Raw genomic sequence first — 21462 nt, forward strand, 5'->3', positions numbered from 1 at the left:
CAAACTGCGGTGCTGCAAAGCCATGTGGACCCTTTCGATGGTTCGGATTGTTCGTTCTCTACCTTGTATGACGAAGCAAGCCGCAAAAAGGGACAGGCAAGAAGTAAATTGGAGCACGTCGGCTTACGCCCTGCGGGCTAAGCCGACCTACCATACCCGACAGGCGTAGGTCGGCTTAGCGTGGCAAGGCCACGCGTAAGCCGACAATCTCAAGCCGCCTCGACACTGATCCAGTAGCGCGTGCGGCGCGCCAGCCGGATCGGCAAGGAGCGCTGCAGCAAGAGCAGGATGTTGTCCGGGTCGTTTAACTGGAAGATGCCGTCCACGGGCATGGCAGCGCACGCGGGATCGCAGCGCAGCACGCCGTAGCGATAGCGCGCCACCTGCGCCAGCACTTCGCCCAGCGGCATGCGCTCGGCGATCAGCACGCCCTGCACCCAGCCGGCAGCGTGCGGCGCCAGCGGCGTCAAGGCAGAAACGGCATCATCATCGAAACTGCCCTGCCGGCCCGCATCGACCCTGCGCAAGGCACCGGGAGCTTCATTTGGCTGTATCTCGACGGCGCCTTCGCTGACAGCCACCTGCGTGCGCGGCGCCAGGACGCCGCCACCCAGGCGCACGCTGAAGTGCGTGCCCAGCGCGCGCACGATGCCATTGCTGCTGCGCACGAAGAATGGGCGCGCGGGCACCGCCCCGTCGTGCGCCGTGGCGACATGGAGTTCGCCCGCATGCAAGACCACCAGCCGCGCCGCGCCGTCAAAGCGCACATCGATGGCCGTGTCCGTATTGAGCACCAGTTGCGTGCCATCCGGCAATGTCATGTGGCGGATTTCCCCCCTGGCCGTGCGGATGGTGGCACGCCACGCTTGCCATGGTAGCGAATGGCTGGCCAGCCACAATGCCGGTCCGGCCGCGATCAGCCCGGCCAGGCCGTAGAGCACGGCGCGCCTCTGCGGCGACTGCGGCGCCGCGTCCGCCGTCCGGCGCAGCGCGGGCGGCACGCTGCCCAGGGTGCTGCACACCAGTTCGGCCCGCTGCCACGCCGATTCGTGCGCGGGGTCGCTGGCGCGCCAGGCCTGGAAAGCTTGCTCCTCTTCTGGAGTCAAGGCGCCCCCGTGCAGGCGCACCAGCCATTGCGCCGCCGCGCGGGCGGCGCGGGGATCGATGGCAGTCAGGTTGGCGCTCACAGAATCAGCAGAATGCAGCGCTCGAACGCCTGCACCATGTAGCGCTTGATGCTGCGCTCGCTCACGGCCAGGCGCCGGGCGATTTCCCCGTAAGCAAGGCCATCGACATGGGCCAGCAAAAAAGCGCTGCGCACCAGCGGCGGCAAGCCATCGAGCATGGCATCGATGCGCTGCAAGGCTTCCAATACCAGCAAGCGCTCTTCCGGCGACTGCATCAGCAGATCGGGCTGCTGCGCCAGGGTTTCCAGCCATGCCTGCTCCAGGGACAGGCGCCGGTAATGGTCGATCAGCAGGCGCTGCGCCACGGTGGTCAGGTAGGCGCGCGGTTCGCGCAAAGTCTGCCGGCCTTCGGGCGGCGCCGCCAGCACGCGCACGAAAGTATCCTGCGCCAGGTCGGCCGCATGGTCGGCGCACTGCAGCTTGGCGCGCAGCCAGCGCATCAGCCAGCCGTGGTGGTGGCTGTAAATGACTGCGATCGACTCGCTGGACTGCGCAATGCTCACTAGGGACTCCGATGCGCTCAAGGCAAGGCGCGGCTAACTGATAATAATTCTCATTATCACAAACCATTGCCTCCGGCGTCAATGCCGGCGCCTGCCCATGCCTGGAAACTGTTGTTTCAGCGTGGCTGCCAGTGCTTTATATACTGTCGTGGTCGATCAGGTGGTCGCGGGCGATTATGCCGGATGGCGTTTCTCTGGCCTTGCGGCCAGCACGAAGGGAATGGCAAACGGCCCAAGAAACACCACCAGGATGGCCCTGACAGCAGTTGTTTTCAAAGAGCGGCGTTTGGCAATGAAGAGGCAGACGAAGGCCGACAGCGACCAGATCAAGGCAGGCAGATAGGTACTCATCATGGACTCCGGATGCGCCTCGGAAGGCAGGAAAACCATGCTGACACGGAAATGTGGGCGCCGCAACGGCAGATTGTGCATCCTGCCTGCGGTGCGCCGGTGTGGACGCATCTTTCAGGCATTCTTAAGTCTGCAGCGACGCTTGCCGGCTTGTGCGCGCAGCGCCAAGCCGGCTTACGCCGTTTCCAACTATGCCATGCTTAGTGCTGGCCGATCTTCATGATTTTCAGCGCATTCGTGCCGCCGACCTTGCCCATCGGCTCGCCCCAGGTCAGCACGACGGTGTCGCCCTTGGCCACGACTTTATGTTCCAGCAGCAAGTCTTCCGCCTGTTGCAAGACCTTGTCGCGGTCCGTGCCAGACGTCAATTCCAGGGTGCTGACGTTGCGGTACAGGGCCAGCTTGCGGCGCGTGCCCACGCTCGGGGTCAGCGCGACGATGGGGATATCGATGTTGCAACGGCTCATCCACAGGGCCGTGGAACCCGATTCCGTCAGGGTGGCAATGGCTTTCACGCGCAGGTGATGGGCCGTAAACAGGGCGCCGTAGGCGATCGACTGGTCGATGCGCGAGAACGTGGCGTTGAGGAAATCGGCGTCCAGCTTGCAGGTATCCCATTTTTCCGCGTCCAGGCAGATGGCGGCCATCGCTTCCACCGTCTCGATCGGGTAGCGGCCCGAGGCCGTTTCCGCCGACGTCATGACGGCATCCGTACCGTCGAGCACGGCATTGGCCACGTCGGATACTTCGGCGCGGGTCGGCACGGCGTTGACGATCATCGATTCCATCATCTGCGTGGCCGTGATCGCCAGCTTATTCGACGCGCGCGCCATCTTGATCATGCGCTTTTGCAAGGCCGGCACGGCCGCATTGCCCACCTCGACCGCCAGGTCGCCGCGTGCCACCATGATGCCGTCGGACGCGTCGAGAATCTCTTGCAGTGCAGGAATGGCTTCCGCACGCTCGATCTTGGCGATCATCATCGGCTTGTGGTCCCACGCTTCGCCGGCGATATTGGCCAGCTGGCGCGCCATCACCATGTCGGTGGCGTTTTTCGGGAAGGACACGGCCACGTAATCGGCCTGGAAACTCATCGCCGTTTTCACGTCTTCCATGTCTTTCGCTGTCAAGGCCGGCGCCGACAGACCGCCGCCCTGGCGGTTGATGCCTTTGTTGTTGGACAACTCGCCGCCGATCTTGACGGTGGTGTGGATTTCGCTGCCGACGACTTTATCGACCGTCAGCACGATCAAGCCGTCGTTGAGCAGCAGCACGTCGGCCGTGCGCAAGTCGCGCGGCAATTCCTTGTAATCGAGGCCGCAGCGCTCGATGTTGCCCAGTTCGCCGTTTTCACCCCATTTCGCGTCGAGAATGAACTTGGCGCCGTTTTCCAGGAAAATTTTGCCATCTTCAAATTTGCCGACGCGAATCTTCGGACCTTGCAAGTCGGCCATGATGGCCACTTCGCGACCGCACAGGGCTGCCGCCTCGCGCACCATGCGGGCGCGGTCGATATGGTCTTGCGCCTTGCCATGCGAAAAGTTCAGACGCACGACGTCGACGCCGGCCTTGAACATGCGGACCAGGGTATCGATATCGTTCGAAGCGGGGCCGATGGTGGAAACGATCTTGGTGGCGCGTTGCTGTACTTGCATGGTCATGGTGTGCTGCTTTCTATAATGAGTTACTACAAGGGCCAGCCTTGTGGGCCGGCCGTCCTGGTGCGCTGGATCAGCGGTGGTTCTTGACTTACTTGGCCGCCATCAGGGCGACCGTGGTGTCGAGCATGCGGTTCGAGAAGCCCCACTCGTTGTCGTACCACGACGACACTTTCACGAGGCGGCCCGAGACCTTGGTCAGGGTCGAATCGAAGTTCGACGAGGCGGGGTTGTGGTTGAAATCGATGGAAACGAGCGGCTCCGTCTGGTACGTCAAAATACCTTTCAGGGTGCCTTCCGAGGCCGTTTTCAGCAAGGCGTTGACTTCCTCGACCGTGGTGTCGCGCTTGGCGATGAAGGACAGGTCGACCAAGGAGACGTTGATGGTCGGCACGCGGATGGCGAAACCGTCCAGCTTGCCATTCAGTTCCGGCAAGACCAGGCCGACAGCCGCCGCCGCACCCGTTTTGGTGGGGATCATCGAATGCGTGGCCGAGCGGGCGCGGCGCAAGTCTTCATGCATCACGTCGGACAGCACCTGGTCATTCGTATAGGCGTGCACCGTGGTCATCAGGCCCGATTCGATGCCGATGGCGTCATTGAGCGGTTTGACCAGCGGCGCCAGGCAATTCGTCGTGCACGAAGCGTTGGAAATGACCGTGTCCGATGCCTTCAACACATGCTGGTTGACGCCGAACACGATGGTGGCGTCCACGTCCTTGCCACCAGGGGCCGAGATGATGACTTTTTTCGCCCCACCCTTCAGGTGGGCCGAGGCTTTTTCCTTGGTGGTGAAGAAACCCGTGCATTCGAGCACGACGTCGACGCCCAGTTCGCCCCACGGTATCAGGGCCGGGTCGCGCTGCGCGAAGACACGGATGCGGTCGCCGTCGACGATCATATTGTCGCCGTCGATGGTGACGACGCCGGGAAACTTGCCGTGCACCGTGTCGTAGCGCGTCAAATGCGCATTCGACTTGGCATCGCCCAGGTCGTTGATAGCGACGATTTCGATATCCTGCTGCTTGCCGCCTTCATAAAACGCGCGCAAGACATTGCGGCCGATGCGGCCATAGCCATTGATGGCAACTTTGATGGTCATGCTGTCTCCTTGTTGTTTTACTTAAAAGCAACCCAAGTGCAAAATCCGGGGTCAGACCTTAAGGTCTGACCCCAGCATTTGTTGTTGGGTTAGAAAGAATCAACCACTATTTCTCAGCCCTGCCGCGATGCCGTTGATCGACAAATGGATGCCCGTGCGCGCCGCCGCATCCTGCTTGCCTTCGCGGAAGCGTTTCAACAGCTCCACCTGCACGTGATTGAGCGGGTCGATATACGGGAAACGGTTGCGTATCGAGCGCTGCATCAGCGGATTGGCTTGCTGCAACTCTTCCTGGCCCGTGATCAGTTTCAAGGCGTCCAGGGTGGCCGCGTATTCGGCGCGGATGCGTGTAAAGATGGCCTCGCGCAAAGCCTTGTCCTTGACCAGTTCCGCATACTTGCCGGCAATGGCGATATCGCTCTTGGCCAGAACCATATCCATGTTCGACAGCAGCGAGGTGAAGAATGGCCAGTCCGTGTACATGCCGCGCAGCACGTCCGCACCATCGGTGGGATGGGCGGCCAGGTAGGCTTGCACGGCGGAACCAAAGCCGAACCAGCCCGGCAGCATCAAGCGGCATTGCGCCCAGCTCAAGACCCAGGGAATGGCGCGCAAATCCTCGATGGACGTGGATTTCTTGCGCGACGCCGGACGGCTGCCGATATTGAGCGCGGCAATTTCCGCGATCACCGTCGATTCCCAGAAATACTGCTCGAATCCTTCCGTGCCGTAGACCAGGTCGCGGTAAGCGTTCAGGGCCGTGCCGGACAGCTCTTCCATTGCGGCCAGGTGGCCCGCGCCGGCCGAGGCCTTCGGCTGCAGCTGTGCCTGTGGCAACAGGGTCGACTGGATGGTGGCAGCCACCAGCACTTCCAGGTTGCGGCGCCCTACTTCCGGGTTCGCATACTTGGCCGTGATGACTTCGCCCTGCTCCGTCAAACGGATCTGTCCCTGCACGGCGCCCGCTGGCTGGGCCAGGATGGCTTCATAGCTGGGTCCGCCACCGCGGCCGACGGAACCGCCGCGGCCGTGGAACAGGCGCAGCTTGATCTGGTATTGCTTGAAAACGGTCACCAGTTCGATCTCGGCCTTGTAGAGTTCCCAGCCGGACGTGAGGAAGCCGCCGTCCTTGTTGCTGTCCGAGTAGCCTAGCATGACTTCCTGCTGGTCAGCGCGCGACGCAAGCAAAGCCCGGTAGAACGGCAGGCCAAAGGCGCGCGCCATGATGGCGGGACCGGCGCGCAAGTCGGCGATGGTTTCAAACAGGGGGATGATGTTGACGTCCACTTCGCGGCTGTCCTGGCGCAGCAAGCCCACTTCCTTCAGCAGCAGCGCCACTTCCAGCAAGTCCGAGACGCTGGCCGCCTTCGAAATGATGCAATTCGGCACCGATTCACGGCCGTACTTGACATGGGCTTCGCGCACGGCGCGGAAAATGTCGAGTTCAGAGGTGGTTTCCTCCGAATAGTGCGCATACGGCGACGTCAGCAGGCGTGGCGACTCCAGTTCGGCCAGCAGCACGGCGATGCGCTGCTCTTCATCGAGGTCCAGATACACGAGGCCCGGCTGGGCGCCCGCGAACAGTTCACCCACGACGCGCTCGTGCACGTCGGAGTTCTGGCGCAAATCGAGCGGCGCCAGCGAAAAGCCGAACACCTTGACGGCGCGGCGCAGCTGGCGCAACCGGCCACGCGCCAGCGCGCGCAAGCCATTGCTGACCAGTGAATGCTGGACCACGTCCAGATCGGCCAACAATTCAAACGCCGCAGCGTAGGGCTGCACGCCTTCGGCTTGCTTGCCCTTGCCGCACAAGGCGACGCGCGTGGCTTCCAAGCGTGCATGGATGCCATGCAGCGCGCGACGGTACGGCTCGTCGACCCGGTGCGGCGAGGCATCGGCCGAGCGTTCGGCCAGCGCGCGCAGCGGCTCGCTGCATGCATTGAGTATTTGCGCCAGGGACAGTTGCGAAGCGAGCTTGCGCAATTCGCCGAGGTAGAAATCGAGCACTTTGTCGGCCTGCGTCTGCAGGGTGCTGCGCAGGATGTCGGCGGTGACAAAGGGATTGCCGTCGCGGTCGCCGCCTATCCAGCTGCCGACCTTCATGAAATTGGGCAATTCCGCATCTTCCCAGCGGGCATCGCGCTGGGCCAGCATCGTTTCCAGCGAGGAATACAATTTCGGCAGTTCGCGCAGGATGGTGTGGTCGTAGAACGACAGGCCATTGGCCACTTCATCCATGACGGACAGTTTGCTCGTACGCAGCAAGCGCGTCTGCCATAGCGTGACGATGCCGCGGCCCAGCGCTTCTTCGTTTTGCTCCGCCTCTTCCGGCGTCATTTGCACGCGGTCGCGCTCGCTCAACAGGCGCGCGATGGCCATCTGGCAATTCTGGATACTCTTGCGCTGCACTTCCGTCGGATGCGCCGTGAAGACGGGGCTGACGAAGGCATCTTCAAAGAAGGTTTCCAGTGCATCGGCCTTGCCCGCGTCAAATACGTTGCCGACGGCATGGCTGAGGCTACCCTGGCGCGGCGGCGAACCGGCGATCAAATGGGCGCGCGTGCGGCGGATGTGATGTTGATCTTCCGCAATATTGGCCAGCAGCGAGAAATAGCTGAAAGCGCGCGTCAGTTGCGTGGTTTCTTCCTGCGACAGCGCTTGCAGCGCGTCCGACAGCTGCGCGCGCGCCGCTTCATCATTGTCGCGCCGGAAACGAATGGCCAACTGGCGCACATGTTCGATGCGCTCGAAGGCGGGGTCGCCCAGGTGGCTGCGGATGGCGTCGCCCAGCAGACGGCCCAGCTGGCGGATATCGCTGCTCAGCAGCTCGTCTTTCACTTCATTCATTTGCATGGTATTCATTTCCCGGGGCGGCCACGGCGGCACCGCACAGATTGCGTAGTACGCGCTTCCCGGCCCGGGAAACGCCCATCATCCATTTTGTAGTAAATTTACCTTATTGTCTCACCATCCTCTTGATTTTCATCAATAAAAGCCACGCCCAAAGGGTCGCGAAGGGCCTACAAGCTGTTTAGCAGGGCAATAATATGAAAATTTACTACGCATTTACGCGAAAGGCAATCAACTTTTGTCTTTCCAAGCTGAAAAAGTGATGGCGCAAGTCACATGGCGGTGGCAATGGCCAGGCACTCTCCTGTATGCTGGCGGCTTGAAACAAGGATGTAATCCACATCTTTATAAGCGAACCTCATGCGACTGACTGCCTATACCGACTATACCCTGCGCACCCTGATGTATCTGGGCGTGCACCGCGACCGCCTCGTGACCATCCAGGACATCGCCGACCTGCATGCGATTTCAAAGAATCACTTGATGAAAGTGGTGCACCAGCTGGGCCTGTCAGGCATTGTGGAAACGGTGCGTGGAAGGAATGGCGGTCTGCGCCTGGCGCGCGATCCGGCCGAGATCAATATCGGCACGGTGGTGCGCGAGACGGAAAACGATTTTTTCATGGCGGAGTGTTTTAACAAGGAAAACAATACCTGCCCGCTGACGCCAGATTGCCTGCTGAAAGCCAAGCTGGGCCAGGCCACAGCCGCCTTCCTGGCCGTGCTCGACACGGTGACCCTGGCAGCCATCCTGGAGCCCGCAGGCAATGCGCCGGCAGCAGCGGCGGGCGTGATTCCCCTGCACCTGGCAAAGTAAGCCCGAGGGTAAGCACGCCAAGCGGTGCGCTAAAACAACAATGCCCGGCAAGCCGGGCATTGTTCATTTCTAACGCGACAGGATCAGTTTAGTGCGCGCTGGCACCGGAGGCGCCGATACCCGTTTCCGAACGCATTTGCTGCGCTTCATAGCCGGCGCGGTCGATGCGTGCGCGCGGGCTCTTGTCGAGCACCGAGAACAGCCAGATGCCGACAAAGCCTGCCGTCATCGAAAACAGCGCCGGCGAGGCGTACGGGAACAGCGCTGCCGGATGACCCAGCACGTCGACCCACACGGACTTCGACACCACCGTCAGCGCGACGGCCGTGGTCAAGCCCAGGAAGCCGCCTATGGTGGCGCCCCGGGTAGTGCAGTCTTTCCACAGCACCGACATGAACAGCACGGGGAAGTTGGCCGAGGCGGCGATGGCGAAGGCCAACGAGACCATGAAGGCGATATTCTGCTTTTCAAAGGCGATACCCAGCACCACGGCGATAATGCCCAGCACGATCGTCGTCACGCGCGACACTTTCAATTCATTGGCGCCCGTGGCCTTGCCCTTCTTGATGACGGTGGCATACAGATCGTGCGATACGGCCGAAGCGCCGGACAGGGTCAGCCCCGCCACGACGGCCAGGATGGTGGCAAACGCGACAGCAGACATGAAGCCGAGGAACACATTACCACCCACGGCCTTGGCCAGATGCACGGCCGCCATGTTATTACCACCCAGCAACTTACCGGCAGCATCCTTGAACTCGGGATTGGTACTCACCAGCACAATGGCGCCAAAACCGATGATGAAGGTCAGGATGTAGAAGTAGGCGATCCAGGTGGTGGCCCAGAACACGGACTTGCGCGCTTCCTTGGCGCTAGGCACCGTGAAGAAACGCATCAGGATGTGCGGCAAGCCGGCCGTACCGAACATCAGCGCCATGCCGAAGGAAATGGCCGAGATCGGGTCCTTGATGAAGGAACCGGGGCCCATGATGGCTTCCTTGGTGGCATGCACGTCCACCGACTTGGCGAACAGCGCTTCCGGGCTGAAGTTGAATTGCGCCAGCACGGCCACGGCCATGAAGGTGGCGCCGCCCAGCAGCATCACGGCCTTGATGATCTGCACCCAGGTGGTGGCCGTCATGCCGCCAAACAGCACGTAGATCATCATCAATGTACCGACCAGGACGACGGCGATCCAGTATTCCAGGCCGAACAGCAGCTTGATCAGCTGGCCTGCCCCCACCATCTGCGCGATCAGGTAGAACGCCACCACGACCAGGGTGCCGGACGCCGAGAAAATGCGGATCGGCGCCTGCTTGAAGCGATAGGCGGCCACGTCGGCAAAGGTATAGCGCCCCAGGTTACGCAAGCGCTCTGCCATCAGGAAGGTGATGACGGGCCAGCCGACGAGAAAACCGATGGCGTAGATCAAGCCATCGTAGCCGTTCAAGAAGACGGCGGCGGAAATGCCGAGGAAGGAAGCGGCCGACATGTAGTCGCCCGCAATGGCCAGGCCATTCTGGAAGCCCGTGATGCCGCCGCCGGCCGTGTAGAAATCGGAGGCCGACTTGGTCTTCTTGGCTGCCCACTTGGTGACGAACAGGGTAAAGATGACGAAGGCGGCGAACATGGTGATCGCCGTCCAGTTGGTGGGTTGCTTGACTGCCTGGCCCAGGTCGGCGCCGGCCGCCAGCACGCTGTTGCTGGCGCCAGCCAGCAAGGTCAGGGCTGCGAGGCAGGCGAGCTTGCGTTGCGTCAATGGAGCGCCGTTCATGCTTGCACCCGTGCCTGAATGGCGCTGGTCAGATCGTCGAATTGCTTGTTGGCGCGGCGCACATAAATGCCGGTGATCACCACGGTAAACACGATGACGAACAGGCCGATCGGCATGCCCCAGGTCATCACGCCAGTGCCCGTTTTAGTGGCAAGAAATTCCTTGTTGAAGGCGATGAGCAGGATGTAGCCGTAGTACACCAGCATCATCAGGCCCGTCAGCGCCCAGCCGAAGCGTGAGCGCACCCTGAGCAATCGATGATAATTGGGGTCGCTCTTGAGTTTTTGTACCAGATCGTCATGCATGTGTTGCCTCCTGTTATGTGAGCGTGCTCTTTTCTTTTCGAGCTTGCATTCACAATACGGCGCGAGACTTACCCGCCCCTTACGGCAGCGTTTTTTTCTCGCAGCAGCAACACGGGGCAGGCAAGGTCAATTCAGCGCGGCGGCCGGTCCGAAGAACTCATGGTGCGTCTGCTGTTCCGGCACGCCCAGCTCGCGCAAGTATTGTTTGACGGCGCGCATGAACGGCTGCGGCCCCAGGAAATAGGCATCGACGTCGCGCGAGGCCGGCAGCCAGTGCGCCAGCTGCTCTTTATCGAGCAAGCCGACGGCGTCCGGCGCGACGGCGTCCGGCACATCTTGCTCGCCGCCATGTTCCGCGTAGCAGTAATAACGCTGCAGCTGCGGGTGCTGTGCAGCCAGTGCGTCGATCTGCGCACGGAACGCATGCACGCCCTGGTTGCGCGCCGCATGGATGAAATGCACGGGGCGCTTGCCGCGCAGGGCCGCCGTCAGCATGGCCAGGGTCGGCGTGATGCCCACGCCGCCACTGATCAGTACCAGAGGTTTTTCGCTGTCGCGCAGCACGAAGTCGCCCGAGGGCGGCGTCAGCTGTACCGTGTCGCCCGCCTGCACATGGTCGTGGAAGAAATTGGACACCTTGCCGCCCGCTTCCCGCTTGATGCTGATGCGGTACGTCTGGCCGTTGCTGGCGGCCGACAAGGAGTACTGGCGGCGCATGGGCACGCCATCGACGCTGGCCAGTACGCCGATATACTGGCCTGGCGCAAAGTCGAGCACGGGCTGGTCATCGGCGGGCGCCAGCAGGAAGGAAGTGATCTCGCCGCTTTCCACCGTCTTGCTGCGCACGGTAAAGTCGCGTGCGCCGCTCCAGCCGCCGGGCGCGGCCGCCTGCGCCTTGTAAATGCGCCCTTCCTCGCCGGCCAGGATGTCGGCCAGCTGGCCATAGGCCGCGCCCCAGGCGTCGATGACGGCGTCGCTGGCCACCTCGGCGCCCAGCACTTCTCGGATGGCTTGCAGCAGGCTGGCGCCCACCAGCGGATAGTGCTCGGCGCGGATCTGCAAGGCCACGTGCTTGTTGACGATGGTGGCCACCAGGTCGCCCAGCGCAGCGAGTTTATCGATATGTTTGGCATACATCAGCACGCCATTGGCCAGCGCGCGCTGCTGGTCGCCGCTGTGCTGGTGCGCCTGGTTAAAGTACGGCAGCACTTCGGGATGGTCGCGGAACAGATTCTTGTAGAAATGGCGGGTCAGCGCTTCACCGCCCTGTTCGAGGATGGGGACGGTGGCCGTGATGATGGCGCGTTGTTCTTGGGTCAGCATGTAAAACTCCTGTATGTCTATTAATTAGTAAGCGGTCTCATGCCAGCGTTTCAACGGCTGGATATAACTCGGTGTCTTCGCGCCGCATGCGCTGGTACAGCGCGTGCAGCACGGTATTGGCTTCGCTGCGGAACGCTTCCGGCTCGGCGGCCAGGCGCATGGGCGTATTCCAGCGACCGGCAAAGTCCAGGTAGGCACCGGCGATGCCGTGCATTTCATGTTCGTACTGGCGCCCCAGCCGGGCCACCTTGGCCACGCCGCAGGCCTGCGCGGCCGGATACAGGTAGCGCTGCTCGACGGCCAGGTGCAGCTTGATCAAGCCGCTCATGGCGATGATCTGTTCGGCAATCGCCTGCGCACGTGCGGCGACACCGCCGCGCGCCAATTGGCGCAAGTCATCGATGGCGGCCAGGATGGCCAGGTGCTGCTGTTTGAACTTGTCGATATTCATGGCGTGTTTCTCTTGTTGAGAGTTGCCAGTGTAGCGGAGTTCGCTTAAACATGCAAATTATATGCATGTTTAAAACTTCCGTGTTTCCTGCGGGAATCTGGATCGACATGCGCCACTATGTGCGGCACAGAACACAAGCCACGGCCCTCCCTGCCTATAATTTATTCATCACAGCGCGTGCCCGTTTGCGGCCGTGCCGCACCCTCCACTCCAGCCAAGGACCAGCATGAAAATCAAGACGGGCACGGGCCAGGCGCAGCAACTGGCCGGCATCATCAACGAGCACCACACGGAACTGCTGGAAGGCTGGATGGCCGGCCTGATCGCCCGTCTGGTACGACGCGACAAGATCGCGGAAAACGAGCTGCGCCAGCAGGCAGCGCAATTGCTGCCGCTGCTGGCGGGTGCGCTGGAAAGCGGCGACTCTTTCGACATCGAAGGCGGCGCCTGGGACGACACACGCGCGCTGCTCGCGGAAATATCGCAATCACGCGTGCGCCAGGGCTATTCGCCGATCGACACGGCCAGCTTCATGTTCGCCCTCAAGGAGCCGCTGTTCGCTTACCTGCGCAAGGAAATCACGGCGCAACCGCAGGAACTGGGGGACGCCATCGTCAGCACCAGCAAATTATTCGACGAGCTGGGCCTGCTGACCATTGCCATTTACCAGAAGGCGCGCGAACAGGTGATCTTGCGCCAGCAGCAGGAATTGCTGGAACTGTCCACGCCCGTGGTGCAGCTGTGGCAAAACGTGCTGGCCCTGCCCCTGATTGGCACTCTCGACAGCGCCCGCACGCAGGTGGTGATGGAAAGCCTGCTGCAAAAGATCGTCGACACGGGCGCCCTGATCGCCATTATCGACATCACTGGCGTGCCCACCGTCGACACCCTGGTGGCGCAGCACCTGCTGAAAACCATCGCCGCCGCGCGCCTGATGGGCGCAGACTGCATCATCAGCGGCATCCGCCCGCAGATCGCGCAAACCATTGTGCACCTGGGCGTCAACCTGGAAGACGTGATCACCAAGGCCACCCTGGCCGACGCCTTTGTCGTGGCCCTGAAACGCACGGGCTCCAGCATCACCTACCAGCAGCAACAACACTGAGGCGCCTATGGAAAGAATCCCCATTTTACGCATGGGTCGGCTGCTGCTGGTGACGATCCAGGTGGACATGCATGACCGCCTGGCGATGACCTTGCAGGACGACCTGACCACGCGCATCGTGACGGACCGCGCCACGGGCGTGCTGATCGACATTTCCGCGCTCGACATCGTCGACTCCTTCATCGGCCGCATGATCAGCAACACGGCGGCGATGGCGAAAATCCTCGACGCGCGCACCGTGGTGGTGGGCATGCAGCCGGCCGTCGCCATCACCCTGGTAGAGCTGGGCCTGGCGCTGGAAGGTGTGAGCACGGCGCTCAACGTGGAACGGGGAATCAAGCTGCTGGAACGGGGCGGCACATGCGCGTGACGGGGGCGCCGTGCTAGGCGCGCAAGCACAGGAACGCGCGCAGGCAGTGGCGCAGATCCTGCCCCTGCACAGCGATGAAGATGTCGTGCGGCTACGCAAGCAGGTACGCGACAGCATGGTCGCCATGGGTTTTGGACTGATCGAACAGACCAAGATCATCACGGCGGCGAGCGAACTGGCGCGCAACACCCTGCGCTACGGCGGCGGCGGCGAAGCGCGCATCGCGCGCGTCAGCGATGGCGCGCGCCAGGGCCTGGAACTGCGTTTCATCGATGCGGGGCCGGGCATCGACGATATTCCCCTGGCGCTGACCGATGGCTATACCAGCGGCGGCGGGCTGGGACTGGGGCTGGGTGGCGCCAAGCGCCTGGCCGACGCCTTTCACATCGACACGGCGCCCGGCGTGGGCACCACCGTCACCATCGCGAAATGGAAGCTGTTTTGAACCACCTTGACCAAGCCCCTGACATTGCCAGGCAACGCAGTTTTCCCATCGGCGAACCGAGCGAGATCGCTGCGGCCCGCCGCGCCGGCAACGAACTGGCGCGCCGCATCGGTTTCGACGACGTGCGCACGGGCCAGCTGGCCATCATCATCAGCGAAGCGGCCACCAACATCGTCAAGCACGCGCAGCGCGGCGAAATCCTGCTGCGCAAGGTGCTGCGCGGCGGCACCAGCGGCATCGAAGTGCTGGCCATCGACAGCGGTCCCGGCATGGCCAATGTGCGCCAGCACATGCAGGATGGCCATTCCACCACGGGCACCTACGGCGTGGGACTGGGCGCGATACGCCGCCTGGGGCAGGAATTCGACCTGTACACGGCGCCCGGCAAGGGCACGGTGCTGATGGCGGTGGTCTGGGGGCAGCATGCCAGCAGCGCCATTCCCGCTCATCCGAACTGGCGGATCGGCGCCGTATGCCTGCCGCTGGCGTCGGAACAGGTGTGCGGCGACGCCTGGAACGTGGTCTGCGAGGGCCATGAATTGAGCCTGATGGTGGCCGATGGCCTGGGCCACGGCCCCCTGGCTGCGCGCGCCTCGGAATGTGCCAGCGCGCTGCTGGAACACGACACGCCCGGCCTGCCGCCCCTTCCCGCGTCCTTCATCGAACTGGCCCACGGCGCCCTGCGTAACACGCGCGGCGCAGCGCTGGCGGTGGCGCATATCGATAGCGCGCGCCGCGAATTGCGCTATGCGGGCGTGGGCAACATCGCCGCCTGCGCCTTCGATATGCAGCAGCGCCGGCATTTGCTGTCGCATAACGGCATCGTCGGCAGCAACCTGCGCAAGGTGCAGGAATTTTGCTATCCGTGGCAACTGGGCGCGACACTGATCATGCATACCGACGGCCTGCATACGCGCTGGGATCTGGAACAGTATCCGGGTCTGATGCACTGCCATCCCAGCATCATCGCCGCAGTGCTGTACCGCGATTTTTCGCGCGGGCGCGACGACGTCACGGTGGTGGTGCTGCGCGAACATGAGGACCACCAGGCTGTTACAGCAGAAGGGACAGGTGCGGCATGACACAACGCATATTGACAGCCCATATCGGCAGCGAACTCGATGTGGTGGGCGCTCGCCAGCGCGCGCGGCAGATTGCCGCCCTGTGCGGCTTTGGCGCGCAAGACCAGGTGCGCATCGCCACGGCCGTGTCGGAACTGGCGCGCAACGTCTACAACTACGCCGGCAGCGGAAAGGTGCATTTCGCCATCGATGGCCTGACGGCGCCGCAGGTGCTCAGCATCCGCATCGAGGACCAGGGCCCCGGCATCGCGCAGCTCGAACAGATACTGGCCGGCACTTACCGCTCGCACACGGGCATGGGGCTGGGCATCCTGGGCGCGCAGCGATTGATGGACCGCTGCCACATCCGCAGCGCGCCGGGCGATGGCACGCACATCACCTTGCAAAAGTTATTCCCGCGCGACGCGCCCCTGCTCGACGGGCAGGGCATCGGCGCCCTGTCCGGCAGCCTGCAGGCGCTGCCATCGGACATCACACTCTCCGAAGTGCAGCAACAGAACCGCGAGCTGCTCGCCACCCTGGCCGAACTGAAGACGCGCCAGGACGATTTATTACAGCTGACGCGCGAACTGGAAGACACCAACCGGGGCGTAGTGGCGCTGTTCGCGGAACTGGATGAAAAAGCCGACCACCTGCGCCGCGCCGACCAGATGAAATCGCGCTTCCTGTCGAACATGAGCCATGAATTCCGCACGCCGCTCAGCTCCATCCGTGCCCTGTCCAAGCTGCTGCTCGACCGCATCGACGGCGAACTGTCGGAAGAGCAGGAAAAACAGGTGCTGTTCATCCTGCAAAGCGCCGTCAGCCTGAGCGACCTGGTGAACGACTTGCTAGACCTGGCCAAGATCGAGGCGGGCAAGGTCGACGTGCATGCCAACAATTTTCAGGTCGCCGATCTGTTCAGCGCACTGCGCGGCATGCTGCGCCCGCTGCTGGTGTCCGATTCCCTCTCGCTCACCTTCATCGACCCCGATCCGGCGCTGCACATTCATACGGATGAAGGCAAGCTGTCGCAAATCCTGCGCAACTTCATCTCCAACGCCCTCAAGTTCACGGAAGCGGGCGCCATCGTCGTCAGCGCCACGCCGCTGCCAGAGCAGAATGCCATCCGCTTTTCCGTCTCCGACACGGGCCTGGGCATCGCCGCCGAAGACGTGCAGCTGATTTTCGAGGAATTCAGCCAGGTGGAAAACCACATGCAGCGCAAGGTCAAGGGCACGGGCCTGGGCCTGCCCCTGTGCCGCAACCTGGCCACCCTGCTCAATGGCACCGTGTCCGTGGAAAGCACGCCGGGCCAGGGTTCGCTGTTTTCCGTCGTCCTGCCCACCAGCTACCATGCGCCCGAAGGCAGCCTGCCGCCGTGCGCGCCGGCCAACGACAACGGCAATGACCAGCGCATCGGCGTGCTCGTGGTGGAAGACAATCCGCCCATCCGCCTGCTGTATGAAAAATTTCTGGCCGGCAGCGAATTTCGCGTGATCCCCGCGCGCAGCGTGCGCGAGGCGCAGGAGCGCTGGGAACAGCAGCGCCCTGCCGCCGTCATCCTCGACATCCTGCTACACGGCGAAACGGCATGGTACTGGCTGGCCGAGCTGAAAAACGATCCGCTGCGGCGCCAGGTGCCCGTCATCGTCGCCACCGAGATCGACGACGTGCGCAAGGGCCTGGCCCTCGGCGCCGACGCCTACTATGTCAAGCCGCTGCTGCGCCAGCAATTGCTGGCGACCCTGCGCGCGCTGATAGGCAATCCACACCACCGGCAAGAGCCGGTTCCGCCGCAAGGCACAACCACCTGGGACAATGCGCATGCTACCGGATAACAATAGCGATGCTCTGATCCTGAACGTCGATGACAGCGACGGCGCCCGCTACGCCAAGTCGCGCATCCTCAAACGCGCCGGCTTCAAGGTCATCGAAGCCTCGAACGGGGGCGACGCGCTGCTGCGCGCCCGCCAGGACCGGCCCAACCTGATCCTGCTGGACGTCAAGCTTCCCGACATCAACGGCCTGGAAGTGTGCCGCCAGCTGAAAGCCGGCGCCGAGACAAACACCATCCTGGTGCTGCAGACGTCCGCGTCCTGTATCGGCACGGCCGACAAGATCCGCGCCCTGGACGGCGGCGCCGACAATTACCTGGTCGAACCGATCGAGGCGGATGAACTGATCGCCAACGTCAAGGCACTGCTGCGCCTGGGCCGCGTCGAGCGCGCACTGCGCGACGTGGACCGCCGCAAGGATGAATTCCTGGCCACCCTGGCCCACGAACTGCGCAACCCGCTGGGTCCCATCCGCACGGCGCTGGCCCTGCTGTGCAAGCTCGATCCCGTCGTGCCGGCCATGCAGGATAACGCGCGCCGCACCATCGGGCGCCACACGAGTCACCTGGTGCGCCTGGTGGACGACCTGCTCGACGTGTCGCGCATTTCGCAGGGAAAAATCTCGCTGCAATGGGAAAGGGTGAGCATGGCAAGCGTCATCCGCAGCGCGCTGGAAACGAGTTCGCACAGCGTCGAAGCGCGCGGCCATGCGCTCGATGTGAGCCTGCCCCGGGAAGAACTGTGGGTCTGCGGCGACGCCGTGCGACTGTCGCAGATCGTCGCCAACCTGCTGCTCAACGCAGCCAAGTTCACGGCGCCGGGCGGGCGCATCACGATTTCCGCCGCGCGCGAAGACGACAAGGTGCGTATCCGCCTGAGCGACAACGGCATCGGCATCGCCGCCGCCAGTATCGACAGCATCTTCGACCTGTTCGAGCAGAGCGGCCACGCGCCCGACCGGGTGCAGGATGGCCTGGGCATAGGCCTGTCGCTGGTGCGCAAGCTGGTGACCTTGCACGGCGGCCAGGTCAGCGTGCACAGCCCCGGCGTGGGGCTGGGTAGCACCTTCGAGGTCGTTCTGCCGCTCGACGCCCAGGTGCCGCCTCCGGCCATCGCGCCAGTGCCGGAGACGGCCAGCGGCGGCAGCCAGCGCATCCTCGTTGTCGACGACAACTGCGATGCAGCCGACACCCTGGCCGAATTGCTGGAAATGTACGGCCACACGGTGCGCACCGCCTATACGGGCGCGCAAGCAATCGAGCGCACCCTGGAATTCACGCCCGACATCGTCTTTCTCGACATCGGCCTGCCCGACATGAGCGGCTACGAGGTGGCAGGCAAGCTGCGCCAGTTGCCGATACCGCAGCAATTCCTGCTGGTGGCGCTGACCGGCTATGGCCAGGAACACGACCGCCAGACGGCCCTGCAGGCCGGTTTCAATGAGCACTTCGCCAAACCCGTCGATTTCGGCAAGCTGGCCATGCTGGGACTGCATATCGGGCCATGACGCTGGACTGGCAGCGAGTTGGTCTTTTATATAACGCTTCGGCTATAATCGGCCGTGCGAAACGCGACTGTTTCGGGCCACCTGGGATGAACAATTGCGGCAACAACCGATGTGTAACGGCGCTGCTGTGCCTTTTCTTCCATGGCTGCGCCCCCGTGCTTGGGTGGCCGCCTTGGCCGCCACGGCCTTGTTGGCGGTGCCGGCCAGCGCCGAAGAAGGCTTGCCGGCCAGGCTGGTATGCCATGACGATCTCTTCGTACCTTACTTCATGCAGAAGCACGGCCGCATCGAAGGATTGAACGTGGATGTGCTGCGTGAGGCGGCAGCCCGCCTGGGCATCGCCATTGAATTTCGCGCCATGCCATGGCGCCGGCTCGAAAGTGAGCTGGCCAGGCCGCAGGGCACGGTCGATTGCGCCTTCGCCATGAGCCGCACGCCGGCACGCGAGCAGTACCTGGAATTTGGCAAGGTAGCGCTGCAGCCGACCGAATATGCGCTGTTCGTGCGGCGGGACGACACGCTGCCGGCCGTGGGCAAGCTGGACGACCTGGCCGGCAAAGTGATAGGCGTGCGCGCTGGATTCCGCCTGCCCGAAGCCATCGCCGCCGGCGTCGCGCAGGGCCGCTGGAGCGTCGCCGAAGTACCGACGGATGCCGCCAATTTCCAGAAACTGGCGCTGCGCCGCATCGATGCCGTGCTGGCGGACGGCGTCGTCGGCCAGTACACGGTCAAACAGCTGAAACTGCAAGGCATCGTCCGCGTGGCGCCGCAACTGGCCCGCTTCGACAACTATATCGTGTTTCGCAAGAATAAAGGCTCGCCCGCGCTGGCCGCCGCCTTCGACCGCGCATTCCGGCGCATGCGCCAGGATGGCAGTTTCACGCGCATCACTTCCGCCTATCTGGGCGCACCGCTTCTGGAACCTTGACATGACAACCCGCACGCCGCTGCTGCGCATCACGATGATACTGGGCGCCCTGCACGCCCTGCTGGGCTGGCTGCTACTGCCTGCGCTGCCCGTCGGCCTGGCCGGCTGGCTGCTGGGCGGCCTGGCCTTGCTGGCTTCGACCATGTTGATGCCGATGACCATCTTCGCCCGCGCCGTCACGGCCAATGCGCGCCTGGCCGACCGTTTGAGCTGGGCCGGCTCGCTGTGCATGGGATTTTTTTCCTCGCTGTTCGTGCTCACCGTGCTGCGCGAACTGCTCATGCTGATTCCCGCCAGCCGCCCCCACGCGCAGGCGTCCGCCGTGGCGGCACTGGCCCTGGCGCTGCTGGCTACCATCCTTGGCTACATCAACGCCCGCAAGGTGGCGCGCGTGCGCGAGGTCGATGTGCCCATCGCCGGCCTGCCGCCCGCCCTGCAGGGTTACACCATCGTGCAGCTGAGCGACATCCATGTGGGCGCCACCATCAAGCGCGCCTACGTGGAGGCCATCGTCGCGCGCGCCAATGGCCTGCAGGCGGACCTCATCGCCATCACGGGTGACGTGGTCGACGGCACGGTGGCCCAACTGGGCGCGCACACGGCGCCGCTCGGCGACTTGAAGGCGCGCCATGGCGTCTTCCTCGTCACGGGCAACCATGAATACTATTCGGGCGCCGCGCCCTGGGTGGCGGAATTTCGCCGACTTGGCTTGCGCGTGCTGATGAACGAACACGCGGTCCTCGAACACGGCGGCGCGCGCCTGGCCCTGGCCGGTGTCACCGACTACAATGCCGCCGCCTTCGATACCGCCCAGGCTAGCGACCCGCAGGGTGCCATCGCCGGCGCGCCAGCCGGAATCCCGCGCATCCTGCTGGCGCACCAGCCGCGCAGCGCGCCCGAAGCCGAAGCGGCTGGTTACGACTTGCAATTGTCGGGCCACACGCACGGGGGACAATTCTGGCCGTGGAATTTGTTCGTGCCGCTGCAGCAACCGTACGTGGCAGGCCTGCACCGGCGCGGCCGCCTGTGGATTTATGTCAGCCGCGGCACAGGATACTGGGGTCCGCCGAAACGTATAGGCGCGCCGGCGGAAATTACGAAGCTGAGGCTGGTAGCGGCTTAAGCTTCACTCCTCCCAGCCGGTCATCCATGCCTCGAAACGCGCTACCACCGCCGGTGGATTCAAGCGCGCCATCGCGCCTTCCACTGGCTCGCTGTCGCTGACATCGAACAGCAGCACGGATTCGTCGCGCCGCGCGCCCGTGCCGAACACGCCTTCGGCGTCAACCTGCGCCAGCGCCGCGATGCAGGCGTCGAACACGCCCGTGCGGAAAGTGGCGAAATCTACATCGAATGGCAAGTCGCGGTGCGCCTGCAACAACAGGCGGTAGGCGCTGTCGAAGTAGGCGCCGCCGTCGTCATGCGCCCATTCGGCCGGATTCCACAGCATCTCTTCTGCATAGTCCGAGGCGGCCAGCGCTTCGCGGCTGTTGGCCATGGGGCCGATAGTCATGGCGCTGTCGTCGCTCACCAGTGCGAAAGCGTTGATATGCTGCTCCGGATGCGCACGGCGTACGGCATCAACGGCCAGGCGCGCGGCACCCGCCACCAGTGTTTGCAGCAGCGCGTAATCAAACACGGCCGGGTCGATGACGCTCTCGCGCGCCAACGTATAGCCATCAGCCAGAGCGCTGCGGCAATGCGCCTGGTAGGCGGCATGCGCTCCAGCGACACTGGCGTAGTCCTTGCGCGTCTCTTCGCCCCATGTCTGGACCGCGCCGGCTGCCGTCCATACGGTCGCGCCAAACACGCGCGCTTCCTGGAAGCGGGCCGGCTGATCGCCGTCAAAGGTGTAAAACAGGCTGTAATTGCTATACATAAGTGCGTC

At 63.3% G+C, this 21462-nt stretch carries 20 protein-coding genes; 9 read left to right on the forward strand and 11 right to left on the reverse strand.

Annotated elements, in window-relative coordinates:
- Positions 1–209: 209 nt before the first annotated feature.
- The 6 genes from CLU92_RS08420 to ppc form a co-directional block, all read right to left on the reverse strand.
- Positions 210–1187 carry a FecR domain-containing protein gene (locus tag CLU92_RS08420; protein WP_257561036.1) on the reverse strand — a complete coding sequence of 326 codons (978 nt, stop codon included), beginning with the start codon at positions 1185–1187 and terminating at the stop codon, positions 210–212.
- A complete protein-coding gene (locus tag CLU92_RS08425) occupies positions 1184–1690 on the reverse strand; it encodes a sigma-70 family RNA polymerase sigma factor (protein WP_101484568.1) in 507 nt (168 codons plus the stop codon). Before CLU92_RS08425 ends, CLU92_RS08420 begins: the two co-directional genes overlap by 4 nt.
- A 174-nt stretch (positions 1691–1864) precedes the next feature.
- Positions 1865–2122 carry a hypothetical protein gene (locus CLU92_RS08430; protein ID WP_101481512.1) on the reverse strand — a complete coding sequence of 86 codons (258 nt, stop codon included), beginning with the start codon at positions 2120–2122 and terminating at the stop codon, positions 1865–1867.
- A gap of 119 nt (positions 2123–2241) precedes the next feature.
- Positions 2242–3702: a pyruvate kinase gene (gene pyk / locus CLU92_RS08435; protein ID WP_101481513.1), complete on the reverse strand. Its 1461-nt coding sequence runs from the start codon at positions 3700–3702 to the stop codon at positions 2242–2244.
- An 88-nt stretch (positions 3703–3790) separates the two neighbouring features.
- Complete coding sequence (gene gap, locus CLU92_RS08440) at positions 3791–4801, reverse strand: type I glyceraldehyde-3-phosphate dehydrogenase (protein WP_101481514.1); 1011 nt, start codon at positions 4799–4801, stop codon at positions 3791–3793.
- Positions 4802–4900: 99 nt separating this feature from the next.
- Positions 4901–7654 carry a phosphoenolpyruvate carboxylase gene (ppc, locus tag CLU92_RS08445; RefSeq protein ID WP_218973454.1) on the reverse strand — a complete coding sequence of 918 codons (2754 nt, stop codon included), beginning with the start codon at positions 7652–7654 and terminating at the stop codon, positions 4901–4903.
- Positions 7655–8011: 357 nt separating this feature from the next.
- On the opposite strand from ppc, the gene CLU92_RS08450 reads away from it, so the two are divergent.
- Positions 8012–8467, forward strand: a complete 456-nt coding sequence (locus tag CLU92_RS08450) for an Rrf2 family transcriptional regulator (protein WP_101481515.1) — start codon at positions 8012–8014, stop codon at positions 8465–8467.
- 88 nt (positions 8468–8555) lie between these two features.
- Here CLU92_RS08450 and CLU92_RS08455 read toward each other — a convergent pair whose 3' ends face one another.
- From CLU92_RS08455 to CLU92_RS08470, 4 genes are all read right to left on the reverse strand, one after another.
- A complete protein-coding gene (locus CLU92_RS08455; RefSeq protein ID WP_180338464.1) occupies positions 8556–10241 on the reverse strand; it encodes a cation acetate symporter in 1686 nt (561 codons plus the stop codon).
- Positions 10238–10546 (reverse strand): DUF485 domain-containing protein, encoded by a 309-nt coding sequence (locus CLU92_RS08460; RefSeq protein ID WP_101481516.1) that lies wholly within the window; start codon positions 10544–10546, stop codon positions 10238–10240. Before CLU92_RS08460 ends, CLU92_RS08455 begins: the two co-directional genes overlap by 4 nt.
- 126 nt (positions 10547–10672) lie before the next feature.
- Positions 10673–11869 carry an NO-inducible flavohemoprotein gene (gene hmpA, locus CLU92_RS08465; RefSeq protein WP_101481517.1) on the reverse strand — a complete coding sequence of 399 codons (1197 nt, stop codon included), beginning with the start codon at positions 11867–11869 and terminating at the stop codon, positions 10673–10675.
- Positions 11870–11906: 37 nt separating this feature from the next.
- On the reverse strand, positions 11907–12320 hold the full coding sequence (locus CLU92_RS08470) for a hemerythrin domain-containing protein (protein WP_101481518.1): 414 nt from the start codon (positions 12318–12320) through the stop codon (positions 11907–11909).
- 226 nt (positions 12321–12546) lie between these two features.
- Here CLU92_RS08470 and CLU92_RS08475 point away from each other — a divergent pair, with 226 nt between their 5' ends.
- The 8 genes from CLU92_RS08475 (at position 12547) to CLU92_RS08510 (ending at position 20697) form a co-directional block, all read left to right on the forward strand.
- Positions 12547–13425, forward strand: coding sequence for an STAS domain-containing protein (locus tag CLU92_RS08475; protein ID WP_101481519.1), 879 nt, complete (start codon positions 12547–12549; stop codon positions 13423–13425).
- A gap of 7 nt (positions 13426–13432) precedes the next feature.
- Positions 13433–13795: an STAS domain-containing protein gene (locus tag CLU92_RS08480; protein WP_101481520.1), complete on the forward strand. Its 363-nt coding sequence runs from the start codon at positions 13433–13435 to the stop codon at positions 13793–13795.
- A gap of 10 nt (positions 13796–13805) precedes the next feature.
- Entirely contained in the window at positions 13806–14240 is a 435-nt protein-coding gene (locus CLU92_RS08485) for an ATP-binding protein (RefSeq protein ID WP_243858041.1), read from the forward strand.
- On the forward strand, positions 14237–15322 hold the full coding sequence (locus CLU92_RS08490; protein WP_257561037.1) for an ATP-binding SpoIIE family protein phosphatase: 1086 nt from the start codon (positions 14237–14239) through the stop codon (positions 15320–15322). The genes CLU92_RS08485 and CLU92_RS08490 overlap by 4 nt, the downstream gene beginning before the upstream one ends.
- Entirely contained in the window at positions 15319–17142 is a 1824-nt protein-coding gene (locus CLU92_RS08495; RefSeq protein WP_101481522.1) for an ATP-binding protein, read from the forward strand. The genes CLU92_RS08490 and CLU92_RS08495 overlap by 4 nt, the downstream gene beginning before the upstream one ends.
- On the forward strand, positions 17129–18646 hold the full coding sequence (locus CLU92_RS08500; protein ID WP_101484572.1) for a response regulator: 1518 nt from the start codon (positions 17129–17131) through the stop codon (positions 18644–18646). Before CLU92_RS08495 ends, CLU92_RS08500 begins: the two co-directional genes overlap by 14 nt.
- A 127-nt stretch (positions 18647–18773) precedes the next feature.
- Entirely contained in the window at positions 18774–19574 is an 801-nt protein-coding gene (locus CLU92_RS08505; protein WP_180338465.1) for an ABC transporter substrate-binding protein, read from the forward strand.
- Between the two features lies 1 nt (position 19575).
- Positions 19576–20697, forward strand: a complete 1122-nt coding sequence (locus CLU92_RS08510; RefSeq protein ID WP_101481524.1) for a metallophosphoesterase — start codon at positions 19576–19578, stop codon at positions 20695–20697.
- Between the two features lie 3 nt (positions 20698–20700).
- On the opposite strand, the gene CLU92_RS08515 is transcribed toward CLU92_RS08510, so the two are convergent.
- Positions 20701–21453 carry a DUF4303 domain-containing protein gene (locus tag CLU92_RS08515; RefSeq protein ID WP_101481525.1) on the reverse strand — a complete coding sequence of 251 codons (753 nt, stop codon included), beginning with the start codon at positions 21451–21453 and terminating at the stop codon, positions 20701–20703.
- Positions 21454–21462 lie beyond the last annotated feature (9 nt).

Origin of the sequence: Janthinobacterium sp. 61 (genome assembly GCF_002846335.1) — a bacterium.
Taxonomy (GTDB): domain Bacteria; phylum Pseudomonadota; class Gammaproteobacteria; order Burkholderiales; family Burkholderiaceae_D; genus Janthinobacterium.

Excerpts from the sequence above, each read along its gene's own strand:
- CLU92_RS08460 (WP_101481516.1), bottom strand. The coding sequence starts at position 10,546 with ATGCATGACGATCTGGTACAAAAACTCAAGAGCGACCCCAATTATCAT.
- CLU92_RS08500 (WP_101484572.1), top strand. The coding sequence starts at position 17,129 with ATGCTACCGGATAACAATAGCGATGCTCTGATCCTGAACGTCGATGAC.
- CLU92_RS08455 (WP_180338464.1), bottom strand. The coding sequence starts at position 10,241 with ATGAACGGCGCTCCATTGACGCAACGCAAGCTCGCCTGCCTCGCAGCC.
- CLU92_RS08510 (WP_101481524.1), top strand. The coding sequence starts at position 19,576 with ATGACAACCCGCACGCCGCTGCTGCGCATCACGATGATACTGGGCGCC.
- CLU92_RS08475 (WP_101481519.1), top strand. The coding sequence starts at position 12,547 with ATGAAAATCAAGACGGGCACGGGCCAGGCGCAGCAACTGGCCGGCATC.
- CLU92_RS08430 (WP_101481512.1), bottom strand. The coding sequence starts at position 2,122 with ATGCACAATCTGCCGTTGCGGCGCCCACATTTCCGTGTCAGCATGGTT.
- CLU92_RS08450 (WP_101481515.1), top strand. The coding sequence starts at position 8,012 with ATGCGACTGACTGCCTATACCGACTATACCCTGCGCACCCTGATGTAT.
- CLU92_RS08480 (WP_101481520.1), top strand. The coding sequence starts at position 13,433 with ATGGAAAGAATCCCCATTTTACGCATGGGTCGGCTGCTGCTGGTGACG.
- CLU92_RS08470 (WP_101481518.1), bottom strand. The coding sequence starts at position 12,320 with ATGAATATCGACAAGTTCAAACAGCAGCACCTGGCCATCCTGGCCGCC.
- ppc (WP_218973454.1), bottom strand. The coding sequence starts at position 7,654 with ATGCAAATGAATGAAGTGAAAGACGAGCTGCTGAGCAGCGATATCCGC.
- pyk (WP_101481513.1), bottom strand. The coding sequence starts at position 3,702 with ATGACCATGCAAGTACAGCAACGCGCCACCAAGATCGTTTCCACCATC.
- hmpA (WP_101481517.1), bottom strand. The coding sequence starts at position 11,869 with ATGCTGACCCAAGAACAACGCGCCATCATCACGGCCACCGTCCCCATC.
- CLU92_RS08515 (WP_101481525.1), bottom strand. The coding sequence starts at position 21,453 with ATGTATAGCAATTACAGCCTGTTTTACACCTTTGACGGCGATCAGCCG.
- CLU92_RS08495 (WP_101481522.1), top strand. The coding sequence starts at position 15,319 with ATGACACAACGCATATTGACAGCCCATATCGGCAGCGAACTCGATGTG.
- gap (WP_101481514.1), bottom strand. The coding sequence starts at position 4,801 with ATGACCATCAAAGTTGCCATCAATGGCTATGGCCGCATCGGCCGCAAT.